General features: G+C 62.2%; 19 protein-coding genes and 1 tRNA gene. 9 read left to right on the top strand and 11 right to left on the bottom strand.

Annotated elements, in window-relative coordinates; genetic code table 11:
• The first annotated feature begins 1 nt into the window (after position 1).
• The 9 genes from ATN00_RS10480 to ATN00_RS10440 all read left to right on the top strand — a co-directional run bounded on the left by ATN00_RS10480 (position 2) and on the right by ATN00_RS10440 (position 14,584).
• The gene (locus ATN00_RS10480) at positions 2-1,261 is read left to right on the top strand and encodes an HlyD family type I secretion periplasmic adaptor subunit (RefSeq protein ID WP_021244340.1); all 1,260 of its coding nucleotides are present in this window, start codon (positions 2-4) and stop codon (positions 1,259-1,261) included.
• Between the two features lie 62 nt (positions 1,262-1,323).
• Positions 1,324-6,102, top strand: coding sequence for a CapA family protein (locus tag ATN00_RS10475; protein WP_062064481.1), 4,779 nt, complete (start codon positions 1,324-1,326; stop codon positions 6,100-6,102).
• 14 nt (positions 6,103-6,116) lie between these two features.
• Positions 6,117-9,140, top strand: coding sequence for an ATP-binding protein (locus ATN00_RS24265; RefSeq protein ID WP_156415260.1), 3,024 nt, complete (start codon positions 6,117-6,119; stop codon positions 9,138-9,140).
• A gap of 3 nt (positions 9,141-9,143) precedes the next feature.
• Positions 9,144-10,049, top strand: a complete 906-nt coding sequence (locus tag ATN00_RS10465) for an alpha/beta fold hydrolase (protein ID WP_062064477.1) — start codon at positions 9,144-9,146, stop codon at positions 10,047-10,049.
• A 2-nt stretch (positions 10,050-10,051) separates the two neighbouring features.
• Positions 10,052-11,914, top strand: coding sequence for a hypothetical protein (locus ATN00_RS10460; RefSeq protein WP_062064474.1), 1,863 nt, complete (start codon positions 10,052-10,054; stop codon positions 11,912-11,914).
• Positions 11,889-12,431 carry a hypothetical protein gene (locus ATN00_RS10455; RefSeq protein ID WP_062064472.1) on the top strand — a complete coding sequence of 181 codons (543 nt, stop codon included), beginning with the start codon at positions 11,889-11,891 and terminating at the stop codon, positions 12,429-12,431. Before ATN00_RS10460 ends, ATN00_RS10455 begins: the two co-directional genes overlap by 26 nt.
• Before the next feature lie 336 nt (positions 12,432-12,767).
• A tRNA-Asp gene (locus ATN00_RS10450) sits at positions 12,768-12,844 on the top strand.
• A 431-nt stretch (positions 12,845-13,275) separates the two neighbouring features.
• Positions 13,276-14,187, top strand: coding sequence for a LysR family transcriptional regulator (locus tag ATN00_RS10445; protein ID WP_082635177.1), 912 nt, complete (start codon positions 13,276-13,278; stop codon positions 14,185-14,187).
• 91 nt (positions 14,188-14,278) lie between these two features.
• Positions 14,279-14,584 carry a hypothetical protein gene (locus ATN00_RS10440; protein WP_062064470.1) on the top strand — a complete coding sequence of 102 codons (306 nt, stop codon included), beginning with the start codon at positions 14,279-14,281 and terminating at the stop codon, positions 14,582-14,584.
• An 18-nt stretch (positions 14,585-14,602) separates the two neighbouring features.
• On the opposite strand, the gene ATN00_RS10435 is transcribed toward ATN00_RS10440, so the two are convergent.
• Genes ATN00_RS10435 through trbB form a run of 11 tightly spaced genes read right to left on the bottom strand, consistent with a single transcriptional unit; the run spans position 14,603 to position 24,252 of the window.
• Positions 14,603-14,827, bottom strand: a complete 225-nt coding sequence (locus tag ATN00_RS10435) for a DUF2274 domain-containing protein (RefSeq protein WP_062064469.1) — start codon at positions 14,825-14,827, stop codon at positions 14,603-14,605.
• A complete protein-coding gene (locus tag ATN00_RS10430; RefSeq protein WP_062064468.1) occupies positions 14,824-16,065 on the bottom strand; it encodes a TraB/TrbI/VirB10 family type IV secretion system protein in 1,242 nt (413 codons plus the stop codon). Before ATN00_RS10430 ends, ATN00_RS10435 begins: the two co-directional genes overlap by 4 nt.
• Entirely contained in the window at positions 16,062-17,066 is a 1,005-nt protein-coding gene (trbG, locus tag ATN00_RS10425) for a P-type conjugative transfer protein TrbG (RefSeq protein ID WP_062064466.1), read from the bottom strand. Before trbG ends, ATN00_RS10430 begins: the two co-directional genes overlap by 4 nt.
• Positions 17,063-17,746 carry a conjugal transfer protein TrbF gene (trbF, locus tag ATN00_RS10420; protein WP_062064464.1) on the bottom strand — a complete coding sequence of 228 codons (684 nt, stop codon included), beginning with the start codon at positions 17,744-17,746 and terminating at the stop codon, positions 17,063-17,065. Before trbF ends, trbG begins: the two co-directional genes overlap by 4 nt.
• Before the next feature lie 6 nt (positions 17,747-17,752).
• Complete coding sequence (trbL, locus tag ATN00_RS10415) at positions 17,753-19,090, bottom strand: P-type conjugative transfer protein TrbL (protein WP_062064462.1); 1,338 nt, start codon at positions 19,088-19,090, stop codon at positions 17,753-17,755.
• Positions 19,087-19,482 (bottom strand): putative entry exclusion protein TrbK-alt, encoded by a 396-nt coding sequence (trbK-alt, locus tag ATN00_RS10410; RefSeq protein ID WP_231746250.1) that lies wholly within the window; start codon positions 19,480-19,482, stop codon positions 19,087-19,089. Before trbK-alt ends, trbL begins: the two co-directional genes overlap by 4 nt.
• Before the next feature lies 1 nt (position 19,483).
• Positions 19,484-20,203, bottom strand: a complete 720-nt coding sequence (gene trbJ / locus ATN00_RS10405; protein ID WP_062064460.1) for a P-type conjugative transfer protein TrbJ — start codon at positions 20,201-20,203, stop codon at positions 19,484-19,486.
• The gene (trbE, locus tag ATN00_RS10400; RefSeq protein WP_062064457.1) at positions 20,200-22,671 is read right to left on the bottom strand and encodes a conjugal transfer protein TrbE; all 2,472 of its coding nucleotides are present in this window, start codon (positions 22,669-22,671) and stop codon (positions 20,200-20,202) included. The genes trbJ and trbE overlap by 4 nt, the downstream gene beginning before the upstream one ends.
• Positions 22,668-22,937 carry a VirB3 family type IV secretion system protein gene (locus ATN00_RS10395; RefSeq protein ID WP_062064456.1) on the bottom strand — a complete coding sequence of 90 codons (270 nt, stop codon included), beginning with the start codon at positions 22,935-22,937 and terminating at the stop codon, positions 22,668-22,670. The genes trbE and ATN00_RS10395 overlap by 4 nt, the downstream gene beginning before the upstream one ends.
• Positions 22,937-23,269: a TrbC/VirB2 family type IV secretion system protein gene (locus ATN00_RS10390; protein WP_062064454.1), complete on the bottom strand. Its 333-nt coding sequence runs from the start codon at positions 23,267-23,269 to the stop codon at positions 22,937-22,939. The genes ATN00_RS10395 and ATN00_RS10390 overlap by 1 nt, the downstream gene beginning before the upstream one ends.
• Positions 23,266-24,252 carry a P-type conjugative transfer ATPase TrbB gene (trbB, locus tag ATN00_RS10385; protein ID WP_062064452.1) on the bottom strand — a complete coding sequence of 329 codons (987 nt, stop codon included), beginning with the start codon at positions 24,250-24,252 and terminating at the stop codon, positions 23,266-23,268. The genes ATN00_RS10390 and trbB overlap by 4 nt, the downstream gene beginning before the upstream one ends.
• Positions 24,253-24,442: the final 190 nt, after the last annotated feature.

The raw sequence follows: 24,442 nt of genomic DNA, 5'->3' as shown, positions 1-24,442 counted from the left end.
TATGATGGACAAACAAAATGACGGCGGCTGGCGCAGGTTGCTTGCCCGGACCGGAATATCCGACCGTTTCAAGATCACCGCCGGAAACCATGATGCAAGTCTAGTTTTTGGGGAAGAAGATGATGTTGGCCTCAGCCGATCAAAGCGCGTCGTGGCGCTTATCTGCGTCGGCCTCGCGGCCTTCCTTGTATGGGCGTGGTTTGCCGATCTCGACGAAGTGGCCACCGGGTCGGGCCGCGTGGTGCCCACCATGCGCGAACAGATCATCCAGTCGCTGGAAGGCGGCATTCTTGCCGACCTCAGGGTCCGGCAGGACGATATCGTTCAGCCAGGCCAGATACTGGCCCGGCTCGATCCGACCTTGACCGAATCCAATGTCGATGAGTCCACTGCCAAATATCGTGCTGCGTTGGCGAGTTCGGCGCGGCTCACCGCGGAGGTCAATGGTACGGCTCTTACCTTCCCCAAGGATTTGAAGGGTAATCTCGACCTGATCTCTCAGGAAACCCGGCTTTATCAGAGCCGGCGAGACAGCGTCGCCGAATCCGTCCGCTGGCTCCAGGAAGCCCTGGCCCAGACCCGTTCCGAGCTCAAGATCACGGAATCGCTGGTCCCCGTCGGCGCCGCAAGCAATGTCGAGGTCTTGCGGCTTCGGCAGAAGGTCGCGGACCTTGAGCTTCGAAAATCCGATCTGCAGTCCCAATACATGGTCGCCGCGCGCGAGGAACTCGCCAAAGCGAATGCTGACATCGAAACGCTCTCGGCGACCATCAAGGGACGTACCGATTCCCTTTCCCGCCTGACATTGCGTTCGCCCGTGCGGGGTATCGTCAAGAATATCGAGGTATCCACCAAAGGCGGCGTGATACCGCCAGGCGGGCAGTTGATGCAAATCATCCCGCTCGATGACCAATTATTGATCGAGGCGCGAATGTCGCCGCGGGACATTGCATTCATTCATCCCGGCCAGAGGGCGACTGTCAAGATAACCGCCTATGATTATGCTATTTATGGCGGTCTCGATGGGAAAGTGTCCAGCATCTCCCCCGACACGATCCAGGATGAAGTAAAACGAGACGAATATTATTATCGTGTCTTTGTCCGCACGCAGACCAACGCGCTCATCAATAAAAACGGCAAGCGTTTTCCGATCGTCCCCGGAATGGTTGCCACTGTTGATGTGCATACCGGTAGCAAGACGGTCCTCGACTACCTTCTCAAGCCGATGAACCGCGCCCGAGAGGCGCTTCGCGAACGATGACCCGGATCATACCCCCTTCAGTGCACGGGCATGCTCCCCGCGCAAAATCCGATGAGATTGACATGACCGATAATCCGATTTCCCTGCTGATGCAGTCCGTTTACGATCGACTGAAGGAGGCTGCCGTTCCCGTGGGCCAGGCGGGGTCAGAATATATTCTCTTCTTTTCTTTTACCGACACCCACAAGCGAGCCCGCGTTGAGACCTATCGCGGATCGACCTTTGACGACGCCTGGCGAAGGGGCGTCTCACGATTGGACCGGATAACGCGGAAGAATCCAAACACGATCCGCTGGCTGCGCGTCGATCTCATTGACGGCATCCGACACAACGATTGGGGAACGCTCAAACAGCAACTCACTCAGGTGAAGCGGAACTATTGTCGGCAGGGAATTTCGCTCGATCCCAATTGCCGCCATGCTTTCCTCGAAACTGAAATCAACGCAAACGCCATGTTCTATGGCGGCCCCAAATATCCGCATTGCGTGGTGAACGAGAAGAATTTCCAGCGCTATGCACGGTTGCGCCACGGCCTTGCCGGCGTGGACTTCAGCGATGCGACATCAGTCTGGATGTTCTCCTCGCGCGGCTTCTTCATTGATCTGGAGAAACGCGATGCAGTGCATGAGATTGCGGGACCAGGCAGGTCGGCTGGCCGACGTATTATCGATACACTGGATGAGGATATCCTAACTGAACTGCTCCAAAGCAGCAGCTCGTTCCTCGCGGGACAGGTTGGGGAGGATGGTCGCTTCATCTATGGCTGGCATCCCTGTTTCGACCGGGAAATCCCGGCCTACAACGCCCTTCGCCATGCGAGCACCACCTATGCCATGATAGAGGCATGGGAAGTGACGCGGGATGCAAGGCTGTGGGCGGCGATAGACCGGTCGCTAGGCTGGCTATGCCACGAAGCGATCCGTACCGCTACGCTCCCTAACGGCACCGAAGCGGCGTTCCTTGTTGATGTTGGCAATGAAATCAAGCTTGGTGCCAATGCAGTGGCTATCCTCGCCTTCACGCGTCATGCTGCCGTGACCGGCTGCATCGATAATCTTCCTTTGCTCGAAAAGCTCGCCCTTGGCGTCCAGTATATGCAGCGGAGCCGTGACGGCTCCTTTGTCCATGTTCTCAACTTCCCGGATCTCACGCTCAAGGAATCTTTTCGAACCATCTACTATGAAGGCGAAGCTGCGTTCGGCCTGATGCGTCTTTACAGCCTCACAAAGGATGAGCGCTGGCTAACGACGGTGGAGAAGGCCTTCGAGCATTTCATCGCAAAGGAGCATTGGCGGCATAATGACCATTGGCTGAGTTACTGCGTCAACGAACTCACCCGCTACCGTCCCGATGAGCGCTATTTTCGGTTCGGCATCCAGAATGTGAAGGATTATCTGGATTTTATTCTTAATCGGATCACAACGTTCCCGACCTTGCTCGAATTGATGATGGCCGCCCAGGCGATGCTGGACCGCATCGAGACGATGCCGGAGATGCGGCATCTGCTGGATGAAATCGATTTGCCCAAGTTCCAACGGGCTCTCCATTACCGTGCGCGCTACCTTCTGAATGGCCATTTCTGGCCGGAATTGGCGATGTTCTTCGCCAATCCGCAACGCATTGTCGGCTCCTTCTTCATCCGTCACCACGCTTTCCGTGTCCGTATCGATGATGTTGAACATTATCTTTCAGGCTTGGTCGCCTACCGGTACTATCTATTAAGCAAATCAGCGAAGGCACAGGAACTGATAGCCGCTCCCCAGAAAAAGGGGCCGGTGTTGGCTTGGGGTGGAGACGTCAATCTCGGCCGCCGGCAGCATTACCGTACCGCTGATCTGGAGGCAGCAAATATCGTGCGCGTTCCCGCGCTGGCGGCCGCTGACATAGCGGTGGTCAACCTAGAATGCGTGGTCACCACCAAGGGTGAGCAGGGCACGAAAAAGGGGGAGAATGGTCCCTACTACTATCGTGCCAGGCCGGAGATGGCTTGTCTGCTCTCGCAGGCGGGCGTCGATGTCGTCGCAACGGCGAACAATCATAGCGGAGATTATGGAGCGGACGCGGTGGTCGATCAGGGCGAATGGCTCGATAGGGCCGGTATCGGCCATGTCGGCACAGGACGCACCGTCGATGAGGCGTTCGCACCACTATTCCGCCAAGCCGGTGATCTTACCGTAGCGATCTTCTCGATCGATTCTACCCAGCACCGATTTGCCGCTACCGACGATCGGCCAGGCTCGGCCTATCTGCCTCCCGAAGCCCCCGGCCTGTGGTGCGAGACAATGACACGTCATATCGCAGCGGCGCGTGAGAAAGCCAATGTAGTCGTCGTAGCCGTGCATTGGGGCACGAATCTCGTCGAAGAGCCCGACGCCGATGAAATTGCAGTCGGCCACGCTTTGATCGAGGCAGGAGCCGATGCCGTTCTGGGGGCTTCCGCCCATGTGCTCCAGGGCGTCGAGATCTATCAGCAGCGACCGATCATTCACGACGCCGGAGATTTATTGTTTGATTCCATCCGCAGCACCGCTTTCGACGCGGGGCTGTTCTCCCTCGAATTGAGCAACAATGGCGTCGAGCGGGTTGTGTTCACGCCGCTGGCCGGAGGCTTTGGCTTCACCAGGCAGTTGGAAGGGCCAGATGCGATCGAGGCGATACGGAAGTTTGGCCAGAAATGCGAAACCATGGGTACGCATTTGCAGTGCGCAGTTAACGGAACGGGCATCATCGAGCTGTCTCCGCCGGTTCGGCGCAGAAAGCCACGCCGTTCCACGAAACCGGCCTCGAATGGCTTGATGACTTCGCCGATTTTGATGGAGTCCGCCTATACGCTGGATGACAGGTGGCTAGTCGATGATGTGCCCGAAGATGCACGTATCGATCCTGTGCAGTTGGGGCCTTTAACTTTGCTCGGCGTGCGGGTGAAACCAAAGCAGATCCAGCGTCGCCGGATGCTGTGGGTCGAAACATTCTGGCGCGCCGATGCACCGGTCGCGGAGGATATCAGACTCGATATTCGCGGCGTGCCCGTGGCCACGACGACCATGAAACCCTGGGGCCTGGGCATGGACCATGACCCATGCGACTGGCTCATGCCGACGACCCGCTGGAAACCGGGGCAGATTTACCGCGACTATTATGGCTTGCGGCCACCCTATATAAAAGACTGGGACAATATCGACCTGCAACTGACAGTCGGTGCGGTTTCCGGGCGAGAAGCAATCATGCCTGTAGCGCTGCCGCTCCGGATCAAGCTGGACGCTCCAACGGGTTCACCCGCCGATGTGACCCGCATGACGCGCAACTACCGAACCGATTTTCCTGCGGACGTCCTCAGGCCCAAGGCGGGGCAGACCTGGACCGCCGAGCAGATCGAGTTGGTGACAGGCGGGAAATGGCTGGTCCGGCCTCCGGCAGGCTGGTTCGTCCGTTCAATCATTCGCGGTTTCGGCCATGTCGACCATGTCGATGATCCGGTTCTCTATGTGGCTTCCCACTATGACGCACTCGCTTTTCACGAGCAGTTCAGTTCAGCGGCCAAGAGTTGGGACACGCATCATGTGCTCGCGCGTCATGCGGGACGTCTTGCGGGCGCTATAGTGGCGCGACCGGTCCCGGGTCTGCCCAAGGGTTTTCCTCTGTTGCAGGTCGATGATCCAATTAGGGCGCTCATCGAACTGGGTTTTGCGGCGCGGCAGCGGTTCGAGGGCGACGTCATCGCGATTACCGGCACGGCCGGAAAGTCGACGACCGTCGGCATGCTAAAGCATCTGCTGGGCAAGGAAACGAGAGCACTGGCGAGTTTCGGTAATTACAACTCGCGTGTGGGCGCGCCAGCGCTGCTCGCTAATCTCGCGGGCTATCATTCCGCGGCCATCGTGGAAATTGCCCAAAGCGCTCTCTGGATGCGGCGGGGACCGATCACGCGCCAGATCAAGCCGACGGTGGCGTTGATAACAGAACTCGGGATATCGCAGGCGCGCAGCGAGCGGATCGCTTCGGTTAAAGATACCGCCAAGTTCAAGTCGCGGATATTCGATGGCCTGACGGGGCCTGCGGTCGCGGTCGTCGGCGAGCATCTTGCCTGCTTCGATACCGTGCTTACGGCAGCACAGGAGCATGCAAAGCGGGTCGTGACTTTCGGCGACAGCCCAAAGGCAACATTGCGCGTACTTGACCGCAAGCACACCGACACGGGCAGTCAGGTGCAATTGGTCACGCCCGAAGGGGAGCTCATAGACCTTCACGTGCCGTTGCCCGGAAGCGGAATGATGAACAACGCGCTGGCGGCGATGAGCGTGCTCTACGCGACGGGGTACGATCTACAGGCCGCTGCGCGGCAACTTGCGGGCTTTGAGCCTGAAGAAGGCCGGCTGCGTCGCCTCGAGTTGCCGATGCGTGACGGTGGTACGGTTGATGTGATCGACGACAGCTGGAACGCGACGGTGAGTTCCATGCTCAACGCTATTTCCGTTCTCAAAGAGGCGCCGACGCGAAGCGATGGACGCAAGATCGCCATATTGGGGCGGATCGTTCACCTGGGCGACCTCAGCCAATCCTTGCACGAAAGCCTCGCCACGCCTCTCCTCGATGCCGCGCCCGACCTGATCTTGACGCACGGTGAAGAGATGCAGTTCCTGCGGGCCGTTCTGCCCCATGGGTTGATGGGACCCCATTTCTCATCAGCTTCGGCACTTGCCGAATATCTCCATCGTGAACTGCGATCAGGCGACCTCTTGCTGATCAAGGGCTCGCGGCGCGATTCCGACTTCGGGGAAGTCTGCGAACGATTGACGCAGCTCGTCCAGAGCCGCGTGGAAACATCGGTCGCGGCGGAATGATGATCGATAAAGAGATGACCGCAGAACCCATTAACTATCCGTTCAAGTTCAGGTGGACCTCAGCGATCGAGGAGTTTTTCCTCAGTCATAATATCTACCTGCTGCACCCGTTCAAAACGCGCGGCATTTATCGCGAAGGCGAAGAGATAACACTGAAAGGTCCGATCTCTCTTGAGCCCTTTGCATCCATGTCGGGCAGGAAAGGCTTCAGCAATTGCGGGGCCTTTTCCTATCTGCATTCGGCCCTTGGCAGCGGGGCTAACGTCGGACGCTATTGCAGCATCGCGCCTTACTCTCGGTTGATCGGCAATGAGCTCCCGCTCGACAGGATCAGCACCCATCCTTTTGCATGCCGCGAATATTATACACGCTGGATGGGACGGACATTTGAGGTGGAGGCTGAGGTTCCGCCCTTTGAGAACACCATAAGAGGGCCGCTCGTCATCCAGGACGATGCATGGATCGGGAACGCTACGCTGCTCAGGGGTGGCGTGACTATCGGCTATGGCGCCGTCGTCGCTGCGGGCGCTGTTGTCGTCAGGGATGTGCCGCCCTTCGCCATAGTGGGTGGCTCGCCCGCGAAGGTCATCAAATACAGGTTCGATGAAGCGACGATCGCCCGCATCCTCGACATGGCCTGGTGGCGTTACCATGTGCGCGATCTAGTGGGTCTGGACGTCACCGACATTCATGCGTTTCTCGATGGTCTCCAAAAGCGCATCGAAAGCGGTGAGATCGAGGAATATCGTCCGGCCAGGATCGACCTGGCCACCGCCATCCGTGAAATTTCCGGCAGCGAGTCTCAGCGTTCGCGCGCAACACGGACTGCGATGGCAGCTCCCAAGATGAGGCAGGATTTCGATCCGAGCTCCAATAATCGGATTCTTGAAGGGATCATGGCTGAAGGCGCCAATGATTTTTCCGCGGTGGATGGTCTTGGCGAGGAGCGGAATATCGCTCGCACGCTCATCAGCGATGTGGCTCTGTCGCAAGGATTTGCGGTCGAGACCGTTCGAGGGCTGATTTACCGCGTCTCCAAGGATGGTTATGAAATTTTCTTCCGGCAGAACGCCCCTGAAGTTGCAATAGCTTCGAGTCGGATTACCGCAAACAGGGCTGCGACCAGGGCGCTCCTCACGGATCATGGAATCCCTGTGCCGAGAGGTCGCATTTTTGCCGATCGCAAAAGGGCGCTTACCCATTTCCGTCAATGCATGTACGCGCAGGTTGTAAAGCCCGTCCGGGGTGTTGGAAATGTTGATGCGACCACTGGCCTCGCCAATGAAGCAGCTTTCCTCACCGCCTGGAAGAAAGCCGCATCCAAAGGGCAACGGGTCCTTGTCGAGGACCATGTCGCCGGCACTGAAGTCGAGATGGTATTCGTGGCCGGCAAGCTGGCCGCCGCCGTGTGTCGAGCAGCCCACGACAAATGCATTAGCATCATCGGTCATCTGCATCCCTCGATTGTCGCCCTGGTCGAACGTGCCGCAAACACTCTCTCACATTCTATCCTGCTGGGTCTCAACCTGAGGGTGAAGGATTTCTCCTTGCCCGCGGATCATGACGAGAATGTCTCGGTCATCAGGGTCGATTCCAATCCGGCCATCGCAGTGCCCTGCTTTGCGGACTATGGCCAACCGGCGACCGAACTGCCCCGCATGTTGCTCGACGAGAGCTTCCGGATCGTCAAGGAGCGTGCAACCGGGCTTGATTCCCATGCGCCTCCGGTTATTGATCCAGCTCCCTCTCATGGCGCTACGTGCGGGGGCGATTCGTTCAAACGCGACTATTCGACACAGATGCGCCTCCTCAGGCAGGCGGCGTATGCCCGCAACCTTGAAGTGACGGCACTGACCCCGGAAATCACGCTCCTTTCGGACGGTGAGCGGCAGGTCAGGTTCTTCCAGGGCATGTCCGATGGAACCCTTGCCGTCTCGCGTGCCGCCACCGGCAGCAAGGATTGGACCAAGCGATTGCTGCAGGATGCCGGCGTGCACGTCCCGCAAGGCGATCTTTTTCCCGCAGAACAGATCAAGCAGGCCTGGGCATTCGCTCAGTCACTCGGCATGCCCGCCGTCATCAAACCGGCAAGCGGATCGGGCGGCGCTGGTGTCACCACAGATATCACGACCTTCCCGCACTTCGAGCAGGCTTGGACAGAAGCACTGGAAACCGGATCTCGCACGGTGATCGTGGAAGAATATCATACGGGCAGGGATTACCGGGTTTTGGTCATCGGCAATGTGATCCGCGCTGCCACACAGCGCGTGCCGGCCCATCTGATCGGCGATGGCAGGCACAATATCGACGAACTGATCGCGCTCAAGAATGAACGCCGCAAGAGCAATCCGCATGACGGCTCGAAGCCCGTTAGGCTGACCCCGATGATGCTTCGCAATCTGGCCGAGGAAGGCATGGACGGGCGGACGGTGCTGGAAAGCGGCCATTATCTGCAATTGCATTCCGTGGCAAACATCGGCTCCGGCGGCGAAAGCGTGGATGTATCCGATACCGCCCACCCAGATTGGGCGGAGATTGCCGTTCAAACGCGAAAGGCCGTCTTCAATCCCCTCCATATTGGGTTCGACCTGCTCGCGGAGGATATCGCCCGGTCCCCGAATGACCAGCGCTGGGTGGTGATTGAGGTGAACGCCAATCCGGATATGGGATTGCATCATTTCGTGACCAACGGGCAGGCCCGCGATACGGCGGGCACCCTGATCGAAGCCCTGTTCCCGGATGCCGAGCGGCCGACCGGCGGAAAGCGCAAGGCGGTGCGCATGGTCGCCAGTTGCCGGGGAAAGGTCGATGCCTTCATCCGGCATGTCTGGCGTCATGCCCACTTGCGAGCCCTGGACGGATATGTGCGTGCATTGCCCCTAGGGGGATTTGAACTGGTTTACGCCGGAGCGCAGAACGCCGTCGACGATATGACCGAGACTTGCGCAGTTGGATCCGCCACACTGCCTTTGATATCTGCACAGCATTTTGATCATGATGGCAACGTGCCCGCGGGCTTCATCATGATGCGGAGCTGAGCCATGTTTGCCGGCCACTTGCGGGCGCGACTGGGCCGTGTCCTGTTTCCTGCCCTGGCGCTGCTGGGATGCGGGGCGGCCACGCCCGTCGATCAGTCGTCCGTTCCGCTTGTCTGGGGCGCGCCAGCGGACAAGGCGCAGTGTCCGGTTTCGGATGCGGTCTGGGCCGAATATCCGTCGGGTGAGGACTGCATCCGGTATTTTGTGGGCGGCGCGGTCGATGGCGCAGAACGCGTGATCGTGTTCTTTAGGGCCGACCGGCATCGTCTTGCGCGACGCCCGCCGGCGGATATTCCCGAAAATACGGCTCGACAACAGCAGGCGATCGCGGATCGCATGGCCCGCCGCTATGGCCATCCCGTCATCCTCGTAGAACGGCCGGGAACCTATGGTTCCAGCGGGAACCATCTACGCACCCGGTATAGCGCCGAATTTCTCGCGCTGAATGCGACTCTTGACAGACTTCGGGAACGGTACAAGCTCAAGAGCTTCGTGCTCTATGGTCATAGCGGTGGCGCCACGGCAGCCGCGGCCCTTCTGACCATGGGACGTCGCGACATATCCTGCGCTGTGCTGACATCCGGGGCTTTTTCGCTTCTGGAGCGCGCTCGCTATATGGATGCTCGCGCCGGGAAAACTCCCCGCGCGTCGCTGGCCGCCCACGTCTACGATCCACTCGTCCACGTCGATGGTATCGTACCGGATTCCTCGCGCCGCATCATCATGATCGGGAACGAGCACGACCAGATCACGCCCTTTGCCCTCCAGCGCAAATTTGCCGATGTCGTGCGGAAGAAAGGGCACAGGATCGATCTCATCAATCATGCCGCGATAGGCCCTGATTTTCATAATCTGACCGCGTCCGTCGGAATGAGAACCGCTGCTTCCTGCGCGGGGGGCAAGGCTTGATCATGTTTGACCGATCTTCAGCCGGACAGCCGCTATCCGCGAACCACGCAGGGAATCGCACGAAGCCACGGCATGACTTGCTCCTTGCCTATCGGACCCTGATTGAAGAGACACCTGGCCATGTCCTGATTTTTGCCATCGCCTTCATAGCTTCGCAGGCGGGCTTGCTGGTATCTCTGCTATTGCCGTGGAAGATATTGATAATCCTTGGCTCAGGCCGGATATCACAACTTCTCCCCTCGTTTCTCCGGCACTATGAGCGCGATGAGCTTGTCGCGCTCCTGGGCGGGGCCGCGCTGGGCTTTTTTCTGTTCCATCTGGGGATGGAAACGCTGATCAGGCGAATCTATCGCAGCGGCGCGGATCATATTTGTCGCCAGCACCGGAAAGTCGGTCTGTTCGACCGCCATCACGATCACGCTGTTCGCTATTATCGGTATCTCCTCCACCTGCTTGGATTGATACTATGCATCGTTCTAGTGATCATCTGGCTTGCCCACACATATCCCTTGCTGCTTCTTGCTCTGCTGACCTTTTGTGGTGCGGGTTCGATAGCGGTGCGGTACGGAGCATCTTCCGAACTTGGATCGCAACGGTCGCTTTCTCCCGAAATCGCGAGCAAACTCTGGTCGGGTGGCGCGTTTCTTTATGTCATCAGCTGGGTCGCAATCGATCTGTGGCGCGGCACCGTACCGCACCTGACGATTATTTTCATCTCGGTCCTGCTGGCGCGACAGGCATTGATCTTTTGTGCTGTAGCTTATCGACTACTCGATACGCTGACTTCCCAGAGCGAACGGCTCCGGGTCCTCTTCGACTCAGAAGCCCCCTGGTATCCCAAGGTCAAGAGCGCTGACGGTTTTCACGCTCTGCTGATCAATGTCGAGATCCGGCGATGGCTCGCGCCTCTTTCAAAACAATATGATCCCGCCTTTCCCGCCGCCGTCAACCCGGAGTTCCGCGCCGTTGAAAATGGGAAACTCATATATGCGACAGTGAGATCAGCCCCAGAGGGGGAACAGCGACCCTTTCTTGTGAAACTGTTCCACCATTCCCTTCAGAGCCTTGCAGAACATGAGCGGGAGCTGCTGGCAGTTTCAGCCGATCATTGGCCCGCTCCGCCATTTCTGGGCATGCATGATGTTGATCGGCATCGTGCGACGATGTTCCGTCTGGAACAGGATTTTCGATGGCTCGAGCCCAAAGAAAAAGCGGCCATCCTGCCGACGTTGCGGCAACAATTGCTGGCCTGCGACCTGCCTGCCGACCTTATCGAGCGATATGATCGTGGTAGCCCGCGCCTCGCGGAGAGGCTGGCGATCATTGACTGGCGATATCTGCGACTTTTCATCACGGAAGGGGAGGCAAGCCGATCGATCGACAAAATCCATGAATATTGGCCTTCGATTTTGGACGGGGTAGACCGGCTTCCGCGGCAACTGGTCTTGCCGGGACTCGAGAAGCGCCTGGTCGGTGTCGCCCAGGAGAGCCCAGTCATCTGCAATTGGGCGCGCTGGCGATGGGAGCCGGTTGGAGCTGGATGGCCACAAGGCAGAAATTCGGAGCAACGGATTAAAGCAGCGCTGTCCTTCGCCGGCGAAATCCGGCCGGAGATCAGGGCGATCGCGCCCGAACGCGCCTGTTATGCAGCGCTGCTCTATGAACTGGAACGGTTCTATGCGGTCCGGGATGGATCGGGCGCCCAAAGCCTGATCCCACATATCGCCAATGGGGCGGAGCACTTCTGCAACAAAGCGAGCCGTTGTCTCAATACCGTCGATGTATCGAATGCAGCCTCCGACGATTCAAATGTCGTTATATTTCCTGTGGAGCAATGGAATGTACCATCGCGATCGCAACATTGATCGAACAACGCTGGAGTTTCCCGGACGTGAGGGTCAGGGCAATTGCTTCAACGCCGACGATTTTGCTGAACTCGTCAACACCCTGACGCAGCTCGTGCAAACGCTGCGGCAGTTCATCGAACGGGCGGGAGCACTCGATCGGTCGTTGGAGGCGCTCAAACTCCCTACCCCTTCGGTTTCTGTAGAGAATATCCGCCAGTTTCTCCAGATCGACAGCCCCGGCCCAGCTAGGTTTGTTCAGATCTTGATGGAGATGCAGGGACAAGCGGTTTCAGAAAGGAAAATGACTCAGCTTATGGGGTGCAAGGCGGCATCGATTAAGATGCTGGCAGACAGGGCGCGAGCCGGATTGCGCGAATGTGGCTTCGAACTCGGCATCGCTCGTGGAGGCGGTAGCGGCTATTTTATGGATAAGCTTGAAGCCTGGCACATGGCCAGGCTCTGCAAGGTGGTCGAAATTTACGGCGCCCAATCACCTCGATGTCCTCCAGATCATCGTGAGCGTAAAACGACCTGATAGCAACCATTACGGTTAGCCGTAGGATACGAACGCAGTCGGAAGTCATCGCCAATCAGGAATTTTCGCTTCCGGTAAGACCTGCGTTTGATAAGATTATGTCTCGCCATAGAAACAATGACTGCGAAAGGTAAATAAGTACGAAAAACCAGTACTGAGTAATTGTGCCTGATAATGCAAGGTATATCCGTTTAATATTTAGCAATGCAACCCGATCGCTTCATCTGTTCGGGAATTTTTTCTGTATCTCATAGAATTATGATTGCAGATTATAAATATTAATTATGTTTTTTATTGACGAGACGATCTGTCGGAACTATTCAATCCTGACACATTGCGGGTGTAGCTCAGTTGGTTAGAGCGCCGGCCTGTCACGCCGGAGGTCGCGGGTTCGAGCCCCGTCACTCGCGCCATCAGCAATAGCGGACGGCACGTCACCTCTATTTTTAACAAACTGCGCTGGAGGGGCGATGGGGAAAATTGGACGGTAGACTTTGGCCAGGCCTCGTTTTCGGCGAACGCTGTAACAGCGCCTCAATGTTCTGAAAAGCTTTCCCGATCCGGTCATGTCCACTGTGGCGCGATTGCTCCCATTCATAGGACTTGCACAGCGATCCCTGCTAGTCGCAAATCCACGTGCCAGCGTGACATTCCTTGGAATATCGTCCTTTGCATGCATGACGTTGCGAAGTCGGACTTGCAAGGCGCTTTTTCCAATCATCAAAGCTGATCCTGCCCGGGAGTTCGTACCCGTGATGGACACATCTGTGGCGGAGGCAAAAGATTGCTCGTTCGCGGAGGCTCGGCAAACAACAAATAAGGCGCTAAGAACAAAGGGAAAAGGATGCCATTCGATATCCGACAGCTTCGCTACGCCATTGCGGCGGCCGATCATGGCAGTTTTTATCGGGCGGCCCGTGTGCTGGGGGTGGAGCAGTCTACGCTGAGCAGGAACATCCTCAAGCTAGAGCGTGTGGTAAACGGCGAGATTTTCAACCGTTCCCGCGCCGGCGTCACCACAACCATCGCTGGCACCCACTTCATCCATAGCGCCCGCGCGATGATCGCGAGCGCCGACAAGATGGTGAGGGCTATGCGCGCGGCCGGGCAAGGCCGCGCCGGCGGGTTGACGGTGGGGCACAATAACGCCATCTCGGCCGGCCATCTGCGGGCGACGATGCTGGGTTGGCGCAACGCCCATCCCGATGTTGAACTGGACGGGGTCGAGGCCGGTCGAAGCGCACTGTTCGCTGGCCTCGATACGGGCGAGATCGACATCGCCATCCTGGTCGGCGACGCCAGTTTTGACGGTTTCCGGCATGAGGCACTCTGGAGCGAGCGAGTGATGGTCGCTTTGCCGGCCCATCACCCTTTGGCTGATCACAATCCGCTTTATTGGACGGATTTGCGCCGCGAGCGTTTCCTGTTGCCGGCCGCCGACCCCGGCCCGGAAATCCGCGATATGCTGACAGGCCGTTTGTCGGTTGCCGGCGTCCAGCCCGACGTCAGGATGCACCATGTCAGCCGCGAGGGTATATTGAGCACGTTGGGCGGTGGGATCGGGCTTTCGATCATATGTGAGGGCGGAACCGGCGCGCGCTACCCCGATGTGGTCTATCGGCCTGTGCATGGCGAGCAGGGCGCCGCATTGATCGTCTTTTCGGGCTATTGGCGAACGGATAATGGCAACCCCGCATTGCGGCGGTTCCTGGCCTTTGTGCGCGATCGCTACGCGCTCGCCTTCGATATTCCCTGAGCCACAGCGCTGGGAGAGACATACGACGTTAACCGGCCCGATCGCAACCAACGGGCCGCCTCATTTGACACACTTGGGAAAGGAAATCGTCGTGACACAAGGCAGAACACTCATCATCGTTCTGGTCGCGCTGATCATCGGGTTCGGCGCGGGCTTCGTGCTGCGGCCTCTGATCGCGCCGGTCGAACAGACGGCTATCGTTGCCGGCCCACCCGCCTCGCCGGTTCCGGCCGAACCGCGCGGCAAGCAGTATTTTGCGGCGCATCTCGACGAGGCGCGGCAAGTCATGGCACAATGCGCGGAAGGGACGGTGCGCGGCGACGAGTGTTTCAACGCGGACATGGCTGTAACAGAGGCAGATGCCCAGGCACGGCACAAGCGGTTCTTCGGCAAATAAGACAGGCCGTCGACACCATCAGTTCCCCTGCGCGCGCCGTGCTTTGGCGAACGCCCGATCTGTCGCCATGAACCGGACGAGCATCGGTACGACGAGCTTCTCCGGTGGGACTGGCTGTTGCCCGGTCTCTGCGGCCAGCGCATCGGCATACAAGATGAGATCACGGTGCACGGCAGCGGGCAGTTCGACCGACAGCTTGACGGGCCGATCATCGGCCAGCGGTCCCAGCTTGAGTTTCGTCATCGGCTGCCTCCAATGGGGTCGAGCACAAGATCGCGAGTCAGAACAATCCTGAGCGGATGCCCCGGCCGGATGGTGAGCGTCGGCTGGACATTCAGTTGCCGCCGCACGATCTGCTGGCCCGTCTGGTTGACGGTGTCCTGCGAGCCGCGCCGCAGCGCACGGATCAGATCGTCGTCGCTGTCCGCGCCCAGTTCGGCCCCGACGCCGAGCAGCGTCGAGACGGCGGCGGCTTTGAGCAGGTTGCCCCAATGCTGGTTCACGCGGTCCTGTAAGCCGGCGTAGCCCGCGGCATCGGCGCCGGGCTGGCGTTCGAGGATGATCGAGCGGCCATCCGGCATGATCAGCCGATCCCAGGCTAGCAGCACGCGATTCTGCCCGGCTGCCACTTCGCTGTCATATTCGCCGATCAGCCGCGCGCCCTGCGGAATGAGCAGGATGCGCCCGGTGATGCTGTCATAGACGTTCTGCGTCACCTGCGCGGTGATCTGCCCCGGAAGATCGGAACGGATGCCTGTGATCAGCGCGGCGGGGATGATGCTCCCGGCCTGGATGATGTTGGGCGAGGCCGGCGCGGTCAGCCGCTCGGCGCTCACCGTGCGCTGGCTGGATGCCTGCGCCATGAAGACCCGCTTCGCGCTTTGGTCGGTCTGTGCGGCTTCGGCTGGCGGCGGGGTGGCTGCATCAGCCGTGGCGAGGCCGGGAAGCGCGGGCATGATCGGCATCCCGGCTGCCCCGACGCCACCACCGCCGAGGAATACCGTGCTGGTGCGAGCGGCGTCGCGCTCCTGGGCGATGCGCTGGCGGGCAGCTTCCTCGGCCTGCGCGCGCGGATCGGGCTGTCCGGCTCCCATGGATGGAACAGGCACATTCTCCCCACGCTGCTGTGCAGACAGGATCGGGCGCCCGAGATCGCCGGGGAGCGGCTCGCCGAGTTTGGGCGCCCGGCTATAATCCTTCGGCCCCGAGGTGATGGTCTCCGAGGCGGCGCGGCTGTCGGTGTTGTAGAGTTCCGTTGCCGCCTTTTCTCCCCTGGGTGCGAGCGCATACCAGAGCGATCCGCCGATCCCGAGCCCCGCGACGACGCCAAGCGTGGCCAGCGCCTTTCTCGACAGGCGCATGACACGCGGCGTCGGGCCGCGAAGCTGGAAGGCGGCGGGATTGGTGGGTCCGGGCTGTGGCTGTGGCGCTGCCGGTGCGGTGGCCGGCCCTGCGGGTGCCGTGATGGCGGGATCGCTCACGGCCGCCCCCTTCGCGCATCTTCGCGCAGGATGCGCACGCGCCGCGCGGTGCGCTTGTCGCCGAGCCGCAGTTCGGCGGCGGCGAACAGGCGGTCCACGACCATATAGCGGCCCTGCACGCGGTAATTGACCAGTTCGGCGTCCCCGGCGGCGCCGGTCACGAACAGCGGCGGCATCTCGCCCTGCGCGATCTGGTGAGGAAACTCGATGAACACCTGCTGCCCATCGTCGAACGCACGGGCGGGCTTCCATGACACGCGGTCGCCCTCGATCCGGTAGCGGAAATCGAGCGCGGAGAGATCGAGGCCCGCCGTGACCGGCGCGGCTGTTGCCGCTGCCGCATTCGCGCGGCGTAGCGCGATCAACTGGTCATGGGGATAGGTCCACGACACCGACGCCATGTATGTCGAAGGCGTGGCGCGTAGTTCCAGATGGTAGGTGCGCCGGTCGGTATTGATGACGAGGTTAGTGGAAATGTCCGGCCGGCTCGGCTTCACGAGGATGTGGACACGCGCCGTTGGACCGGCGCCGCTCACCGTATCGCCGATGATCCAGCGCACGGTATCGCCCGCAGCGACCGGCCCCGGCCCGACGAGCTGCTCGCCTTCCTGAAGCGCGATGTCCGTCACCTGGCCGGGCGCGGCATAGACCTGATAGAGCGCGCCTTCGGCCCAGGGATATTGCTGGATCGCGTTCACATAGCCATCGCGGGTGGGCTGGATGCGGGCGGCGGCATTGGCCGCGCCGATGCGCTGGCGTGGATCGGCGGACTCGGGACGCCGCGCGCTGGCCGTAACCGGCTTCAACTGGCCGGGCAGCGGCAGCGGCTCGGGGATCGCCACCACCTCGACCGCGCGCGGCGGCTCGGGCGCGGGGGACGCGGCGATCTCGATCTGCCCGGTATCGGCCGTCTTCGCCGATGTGGTGGCGCAGGCGCCGAGCATGGATGCGGAGAGGAGCAAGGCGGGCATGGCGGCCTTGCACAAGCACGGATTTCTCATTGGGTCAGTTCCTTCGACCAGTTGAGAGCATTGACGAAGACGCCCAGCGGATTCTTGCGCAGCGCGTCGGGGGTGCGCGGCGGCTGCACGACGACGGTGAGGATCGCCGACCAGCGTGTCGTCGCGGCCAGATTGCCGTCCTGATAGCGCCGCTCGGTCCATGCGACGCGGAAAGACTCGGGCGATGCCCGGATCACGCTCGACACATCCACCGCGACCTGGACCCGTCCGACATTGGCGAACGGATCGTTAGCGCGCGCATAGTCGTTGAGCGCCAATGTCCCCTTGTCTGTGGTGAAGTCGTAGGCGCGCAGCCAGTTCTGGCGGATGATGACCGGATCGGCCGGGATCGCGCGCACTTGTTCGATAAAGCGCGCGAGATGGAACGCGATCTGCGGATCGGTCGGCCGGTAGCCCGCTTCGGCCGGGGCGACCGCTTGCGCTTCGCCGAGCCGGTCGACCTCGACCACCCACGGCACGATATGCCCGCGCGCGGATTGCCAGACCAACCCGCCCGCAAGGCCCCCGGACAGGGCAAGGCATCCGAAGAAGGCAAGCCGCCAGTTCCGCGCCTGCACGCGGGCGGAACCGATGCGGTCGTCCCACACTTGCGCGGCGCGCTGATACGGCGTCACAGCTTCGAGCATCTGGCTGTAGCGGATGGAAGGTCTGCGGAACATCGGCGATCACTCCTTTTCCCTGATGTCGGGAGCACCGCCGCCGCCCTGGCTGTCGCCCGCCTTCATGGTGTGGGCGAGGACGGTCGCGCCGTGCGCGGCGGACTGGCGGTTCTTCATGCGCGCGGCCCATGCGGGCTGCGCGGCCGCGGATGGCGATGCGGCCGAAGTCGCGGCTGCCGTTGCCTGTGAGGCCGCCCCCATCCCCGCCCGGGCGCCCGAACGATAATTGTCCTTCATCGATGCGGCCGCCTTGCGTAGCGGCGACATCGCGGCGCTGGCGACCGCACCCGCCGCCTTCTGCCCGACAGCGGCCATGCCGCCCGCCACCGCGCCCGCGCCGCTCTTGCCGAGCGCGCCGACGCTGTAGGCGCCCGCAGCGCCGCCAGCCATCCGGGCGCCGCCGCGTGCCGCCGCAGCGCCCATCCTGCCGCCGGCCGCCATGGTCGAACCGGCAGCACCAACACCCAGCTTTGCCGCCGCCGCGCCACCGGCCAGCGCGCCGCCCACCGCCAGCGCGGTTCCGGCGGCGGCGCCCGCGCCGAGCTGCGGCCCGCCCGAGACGATGCCGTTGGCGATACCGGGACCGAAGATCGCAAGGCCGAGCAGAGACAGCGCGCCGAGCGCGATCGACAGCACGTCCCGCGCCGTGGGATCAGCACCGACCGCGACCGTGAACGTGCTGAACAGCGCGGTTCCGATCCCGGTGATGACCGCGAGCACCAGCACCTTGATGCCGGAAGAAACGATATGGCCGAGCACCTTTTCGGCCATGAACGCGGTGCGGTTCCAGAAGGCGAAGGGCAGCAGGACGAACCCGGCCAGCGTCACCAGCTTGAACTCGATCACCGCGATGAAGACCTGAATGGCGATGATGAAGAAGGCGAGGACGACGACCAGATAGGAAAGCAGCAGCACGGCGATGATCGCGAGATTGGCGAACACCGCCCAGAGGCTGTTGAACGCCTCGGTCGCATCGATCAGCGGCTGCGCCGCATCCAGTCCCTTGGCGGCGATGGTGCCGGGTTTCATGAACTCGGCGAGACTGAGCTTGTCACCGCTGGCCTTGAGGCCCAGATTGGCGAAGCTGTCGAAGACGATGGTGGCGAGCGTCTGGAAATTGCCGATGATGAAAGCAAAGGCGCCGATATAGAGCGTCTTCTTCACCAGACGCTGGATCACGTCCTCGTCGGTGCCCCAGGCCCAGAACAGTCCGGCAATGGTCACGTCGATCGCGATCAGGGTGGACGACAGGAAGCCGACCTCGCCGCCGAGCAGGCCGAACCCTGAATCGATATAGGTGCTGAAGGTGTCGAGGAAGGTATCGACAATCCCTGTATCGCTCATGGCGCGGCGGTCCCGGCCCGATCGGCGGGGACATAATTGCCGGGTAGGTCCGGCCGGATCGCCTCGTTCGCCCGGCTGTCATCGCTCGCCGCGCTATTGTCGGCGGCGGAAACCGGGCCAGCCTCGGCCGGCGCGGGGACGGCGCTATCCCTTCCGAAGAAGCGCCGGCGGTTTTCCGCCCATGCCGTCTCGCAATCCTTGTCGGGCATGGTGAGCGCGGCGCAGCGTTCGAGTTCGCGCGCCAGCAGCGTCCGCGCCTCGCCTTCGTCGAGCAGCGGCAGGACCGCGTCGAGCGGCATGTCGCCCGGTTCGCGGAAGGTCTCGACCGCCACGACGAACATGATGCCCGCGAGCGCGGCTATCCCGGCGATCTTCGCGTTGCGCGAGATCATGTCAGTTCCGCCCGAAGAAGCGGCGGAAGCGTTCGCGCCCCTCCGCCTCGATCGCGGTCTGACGCGCGGCGTCGAGCGCCTGCGCCCGGCCCTGCGCGGCGACCGCGGCGGTGAGGTCGGCGAGCTGCTGCGATTGCAGGGCGAGAAGCTGGTTGCCCGCCTGCGCCGCCTGGAGCGCGCCGGTCGCCGACTGGCTGGCCGTGACCAGACTGTTCATCGTCGTGCGTGCGCCGTCGATATTGCCGACCACGCCGGCCTGCACTTTCAGCGCATCCTGAAACGCGCCGACGCTGTCCTCCCAGCGGGCATCGGCGTTGGCGATCATCTGCGCATTGGTGCCGGTGAGACCCGCGCCCCTATATCGTCCGTTGAACGTCTGCTGGATGTCCTGCACGTCCCAGGCGATACGCTGCGCCTCGCCGAGCAACTGCTGGGTCTGCCGGACCTGCTGCTGAAGCGTGTCCACCGTCGAGAGCGGCAGGTTGGCAAGGTTGCGCGCCTCGTTGATCAGGCTCGACGCTTGGCTCTGGATTTGCGTGATCTGGTTGTTGATCTGTTGCAGCGACCGCGCGGCGGTCAGCACGTTCTGCGCGTAGTTGGTGGGATCATAGACGACCCCGCCGAACTGCGCGTGCGCGGGTGTGGTCGCGGCGATGCCGATTACGGCCGACGTGGTGAGAACGCCGATCATAAGGGCGCGGCGGATGGGAGGCAGTTTCATGATGAAATCTCCATGTCGGACGTGAGAGGAAATTCGGGCTGGCGGCCGGATGCCGGTTCGGGCAGCAGTTCGACGGCCCAGGCGCAGCCGCGATGCCGCAGCCATTGCGCGGCGAACGCGGATGCCCCGTGGGTCTCGATGATGTCGGCAATGGCGAGTTGATCGGTCTTCGACGACGCGGCGGTGAAGGCGAGCGCGACCTCGCCCAGCCCCAGCTCGAACAGGCGGTTTCCCCGCCGCGACTGGCAATAATAATCCCGCTTGGGCGTCGCGTGCCCAAGGATTTCGATCTGGCGGGCGTTAAGCCCGAACCGCTCGTAGATCGCCGCGATCTGCGGCTCGGCCGCGCGCTCGTTGGGCAGGAAGATGCGCGTCGGGCAGGATTCGATGATGGCCGGCGCGATGGCCGAGGTTTCGATGTCGGCGAGACTCTGCGTGGCAAAGATGACGCTGGCGTTCTTCTTGCGCAGCGTCTTCAGCCATTCGCGCAGCTGCGCGGCGAAGGCGGGGCTGTCGAGCACCAGCCAGCCCTCGTCGATGATGATCAGCGTCGGCGAGCCGTCCAGCCGCCCTTCGATCCGGTGGAACAGGTAGGAGAGCACGGCGGCGGCCGCTCCCGCGCCGACCAGCCCCTCGGTCTCGAACGCCTGAACCGATGCGTCACCCAGCCGTTCGTCTTCGGCATCGAGCAGCCGGCCCCATGGCCCGCCGATGCAGTATGGGGCCAGCGCCTGCTTGAGCTGCTGGCTCTGGAGCAGCACGGCAAGGCCGGTCAGCGTGCGTTCGGATTGGGGCGCGGAGGCGAGCGACCCCAGCGCCGACCAGATATGCTCCTTGGCCTGCGGATCGACCGCAACGCCTTCGCTGGCGAGGATCGCTGCCAGCCATTCGGCCGCCCATGCCCGTTCGGCAGGATCGTCGATCCGCGCGAGCGGCTGCAACTGGACGCCGGTATCGGCATCGTCGGACAGACCGCCGCCCAAATCCTGCCAGTCGCCGCCCATGGCGAGCGCGGCGGCGCGGATCGAGCCGCCGAAGTCGAAGGCGAAGACCTGGGCATTCGCGTAGCGGCGGAACTGCATCGCCATCAACGCCAGCAGCACCGACTTGCCCGCGCCCGTGGGACCGACGATGAGAGTATGGCCGACATCGCCGACATGAAGGGAAAACCGGAACGGGGTCGAGCCTTCGGTCCTTGCGTAGAGCAAAGGGGGCTGTCCGAAATGCTCGTCCCGTTCCGGCCCCGCCCATACCGCTGACAGGGGGATCAGGTGGGCGAGATTGAAAGTGGAGATGGGAGGCTGGCGGACGTTGGCGTAAGTGTGACCGGGCAGGCTCCCCAGCCATGCCTCGATTGCGTTCATCCCCTCGGGGATCACGGTGAAGTCGCGGCCCTGGATGACCTTCTCGACCAGCCGCAGCTTCTCGGCGGCGATGGCGGGATTACGGTCCCATACCGTCACCGTCGCGGTGACGTAGGCCATGCCGGCATAATCGGCGCCCAGCTCCTGCAGGGCAGTGTCCGCGTCGGCGGCCTTGTTCGAGGCGTCGCTGTCGAGCAGTGTGCTCGCCTCGTTGGTCATCACCTCTTTCAGGATCGCCGCGACCGATTTGCGCTTGGCGAACCACTGGCGACGGATGCGGGTGAGCAGCCTGGTCGCGTCGGTCTTGTCGAGCATAATCGCGCGGGTCGACCAGCGATACTCGAAGGCGAGCCGGTTCAGCTCGTCGAGCAGGCCGGGGAACGTCACGCTCGGGAAGCCGACGATGGTGAGCGTGCGCAGATGATGCTCGCCGAGCTTCGGTTCGAGTCCGCCGGTCAGCGGCTCGTCGGCGAGCAGCGCATCGAGGTGCATCGGGGTCTCGGGCACGCGCACGCGCTGGCGGCGGGTCGAGATCGTGCTGTGCAGGTAGGTCAGCGTCTCTTGCGTCTGGAGCCAGCGAACTTCCGGGACGAAGCCATCGATCAGATTGAGCAGACGGTCGCTGCGATCCTTGAAGCCCGCGAGCGATTCCCATGGATCGACGCCCGCGCCGGAACGGCCTTCATAGAGCCAGGTTTCGGCGCGGGCGGCGTCCTCCGCTGGCGGCATCCACAGCAGCGTCAGATAATAGCCGCTCTCGAAATGCGCGCCTTCCTCGCGGAACTGTTCTCGGCGCTCCATATCGACCAGCGCCGAGACGGGATCGGGGAAATCGGAATCGGGATAGTCGAGCGCGGGGGTGCGCTGCGCCTCGACGAAGATCGCCCATCCCGAGCCCAGACGGCGCAGCGCATTGTTGAGCCGTGCGGTCGTCGCGACCAGCTCGGCGGGGGTGGCGCTGTCGAGATCGGGACCGCGAAACCGCGCCGTGCGCTGGAACGACCCGTCCTTGTTGAGCACAACGCCTTCGCCGACCAGCGCGGCCCAGGGCAGGAAGTCGGCCAGATGCGCCGCATGCCCACGGTATTCGCGCAGGCTCATCATGGCTGCATCCACGCCGGATATTTGAGATGGCGCCGGGCCACGTCCACAAATTGTGGATCGCGCCGCGCGGCCCATACCGACAGCGCGTGGCCGATGGCCCAGAGGACGAGGCCCGCGATCCAGAGGCGCAGGCCCAACCCGATCGCGCCCGCCAACGTTCCGTTGACGATGGCCAGCGAGCGTGGAGCGCCGCCGAACAATATCGGTTCGGTCAGCGCCCGGTGGACGGGAGCATAGAAACCCGCGATCGGTTCACCGGCTTCCATCAGACCAGCGCCCCGCCGCCGAACGAGAAGAAGCTGAGGAAGAAGGAACTGGCAGCGAACGCGATGCTGAGGCCGAAGACGATCTGGATCAGCCGGCGGAAGCCGCCGTTGGTGTCGCCGAAGGCGAGGGTGAGCCCCGTCACGATAATGATGATGACCGCAACGATCTTCGCCACCGGCCCCTCGATGCTTTCGAGGATGGATTGCAGCGGCGCTTCCCACGGCATCGATGATCCGCCCGCATGGGCGGGCGCCGAGATGGTGAGCGCGATGACGCTGGCGGTGGCGGCGAGCATGGCGCGGCGTGCGCCATGCCGGATGGCATGGATCATGGTTCATCTCCGGGTTGGGTGGTGGAAAGCGGCGTGAGGCGGTAGTCGCCGGTGGCAGCGTCGAGCCCTTCGACACGGGCCAGTTCGGCGAGGCGCCGGCCGTGTCCGTCGCGCACCAGCACGGCGATCAGGTCGATCGTCTCGGCGAGCAGCGCGCGGGGCACCGTGATCACGGCCTCCTGGATAAGCTGCTCCATGCGCCGCAGCGCCCCGAGCGCGGTCCCGGCGTGGATCGTGCCGATGCCGCCGGGGTGGCCGGTCCCCCAGGCTTTGAGCAGGTCGAGCGCCTCGGCGCCGCGCACCTCGCCGATCGGGATGCGATCGGGCCGCAGGCGCAGCGACGAGCGGACAAGATCGGACAGTGAGGCGACGCCATCCTTGGTCCGCATGGCGACGAGGTTGGGCGCGGCGCATTGCAGTTCGCGCGTATCTTCGATCAGCACGATGCGGTCGGCGGTCTTCGCCACCTCGGCGAGCAGCGCGTTGACCAGCGTGGTTTTCCCGCTGCCGGTTCCACCCGCCACGAGAATGTTGGCGCGGGCCGGAACAGCCTGCCGGAGCGTGTCCGCCTGGGCGGACGACATGATCCCGGCGGTCACATAGTCGTCCAATGTGAACACCGCGACGGCGGGCTTGCGGATCGCGAAGGCCGGCGCGGCCACCACGGGCGGCAGCAGCCCCTCGAACCGCTCGCCGCCCTCGGGCAGTTCGGCTGAGACGCGCGGAGACCGGGCATGAACCTCGACGCCGACATGGTGGGCGACCAGGCGCACGATGCGCTCCCCGTCCGCGGCGGCCAGCGTCATGCCGGTGTCGCTGATCCCTTCGCCGAGCCGGTCGACCCACAACCGGCCGTCCGGGTTCAGCATCACCTCGATCACCTGGCTGTCATCGAGCCAGGCCGCGATCGACGGTCCCAGCGCCGTGCGCAGCATTCGCGCGCCGCGTGTCTTCGCCTCGGAACGGATCGGGTGGACGGTCAAGACGAAGCCCCTGCATCGGGCCGGGCGAACCGCCGCCCGGCGTCAGGGGTCGATCAAGAGAGACAGGAAATCACGCGAAGCAACACTTAAGTCAGGGCGTAGTATAGGGGGCGGCAGATACGTACGCGTTGCGGGGCGGCGCTCTGCGTGCTGTGTATGTCAGGCTCCTTTCGGGATCGCGATCGACCGA

The organism is Sphingobium baderi (assembly GCF_001456115.1).
Classification (GTDB): domain Bacteria; phylum Pseudomonadota; class Alphaproteobacteria; order Sphingomonadales; family Sphingomonadaceae; genus Sphingobium; species Sphingobium baderi_A.
The sequence above is the reverse complement of the archived record's forward strand: the minus strand, read 5'-3'. Positions and strand labels throughout refer to the sequence as shown.

What these genes read in the sequence shown, in the direction of transcription:
- ATN00_RS10480 (WP_021244340.1), top strand. Translation starts at nt 2, where the DNA reads ATGATGGACAAACAAAATGACGGCGGCTGGCGCAGGTTGCTTGCCCGG.
- ATN00_RS10395 (WP_062064456.1), bottom strand. Translation starts at nt 22,937, where the DNA reads ATGGAAGCCGGTGAACCGATCGCGGGTTTCTATGCTCCCGTCCACCGG.
- trbE (WP_062064457.1), bottom strand. Translation starts at nt 22,671, where the DNA reads ATGATGAGCCTGCGCGAATACCGTGGGCATGCGGCGCATCTGGCCGAC.
- ATN00_RS10465 (WP_062064477.1), top strand. Translation starts at nt 9,144, where the DNA reads ATGTTTGCCGGCCACTTGCGGGCGCGACTGGGCCGTGTCCTGTTTCCT.
- ATN00_RS10390 (WP_062064454.1), bottom strand. Translation starts at nt 23,269, where the DNA reads ATGATCCATGCCATCCGGCATGGCGCACGCCGCGCCATGCTCGCCGCC.
- ATN00_RS10435 (WP_062064469.1), bottom strand. Translation starts at nt 14,827, where the DNA reads ATGACGAAACTCAAGCTGGGACCGCTGGCCGATGATCGGCCCGTCAAG.
- trbJ (WP_062064460.1), bottom strand. Translation starts at nt 20,203, where the DNA reads ATGAAACTGCCTCCCATCCGCCGCGCCCTTATGATCGGCGTTCTCACC.
- ATN00_RS10455 (WP_062064472.1), top strand. Translation starts at nt 11,889, where the DNA reads ATGTACCATCGCGATCGCAACATTGATCGAACAACGCTGGAGTTTCCC.
- trbG (WP_062064466.1), bottom strand. Translation starts at nt 17,066, where the DNA reads ATGAGAAATCCGTGCTTGTGCAAGGCCGCCATGCCCGCCTTGCTCCTC.
- trbK-alt (WP_231746250.1), bottom strand. Translation starts at nt 19,482, where the DNA reads ATGATCTCGCGCAACGCGAAGATCGCCGGGATAGCCGCGCTCGCGGGC.
- ATN00_RS10475 (WP_062064481.1), top strand. Translation starts at nt 1,324, where the DNA reads ATGACCGATAATCCGATTTCCCTGCTGATGCAGTCCGTTTACGATCGA.
- trbL (WP_062064462.1), bottom strand. Translation starts at nt 19,090, where the DNA reads ATGAGCGATACAGGGATTGTCGATACCTTCCTCGACACCTTCAGCACC.
- ATN00_RS24265 (WP_156415260.1), top strand. Translation starts at nt 6,117, where the DNA reads ATGACCGCAGAACCCATTAACTATCCGTTCAAGTTCAGGTGGACCTCA.
- ATN00_RS10445 (WP_082635177.1), top strand. Translation starts at nt 13,276, where the DNA reads ATGCCATTCGATATCCGACAGCTTCGCTACGCCATTGCGGCGGCCGAT.
- ATN00_RS10460 (WP_062064474.1), top strand. Translation starts at nt 10,052, where the DNA reads ATGTTTGACCGATCTTCAGCCGGACAGCCGCTATCCGCGAACCACGCA.
- trbF (WP_062064464.1), bottom strand. Translation starts at nt 17,746, where the DNA reads ATGTTCCGCAGACCTTCCATCCGCTACAGCCAGATGCTCGAAGCTGTG.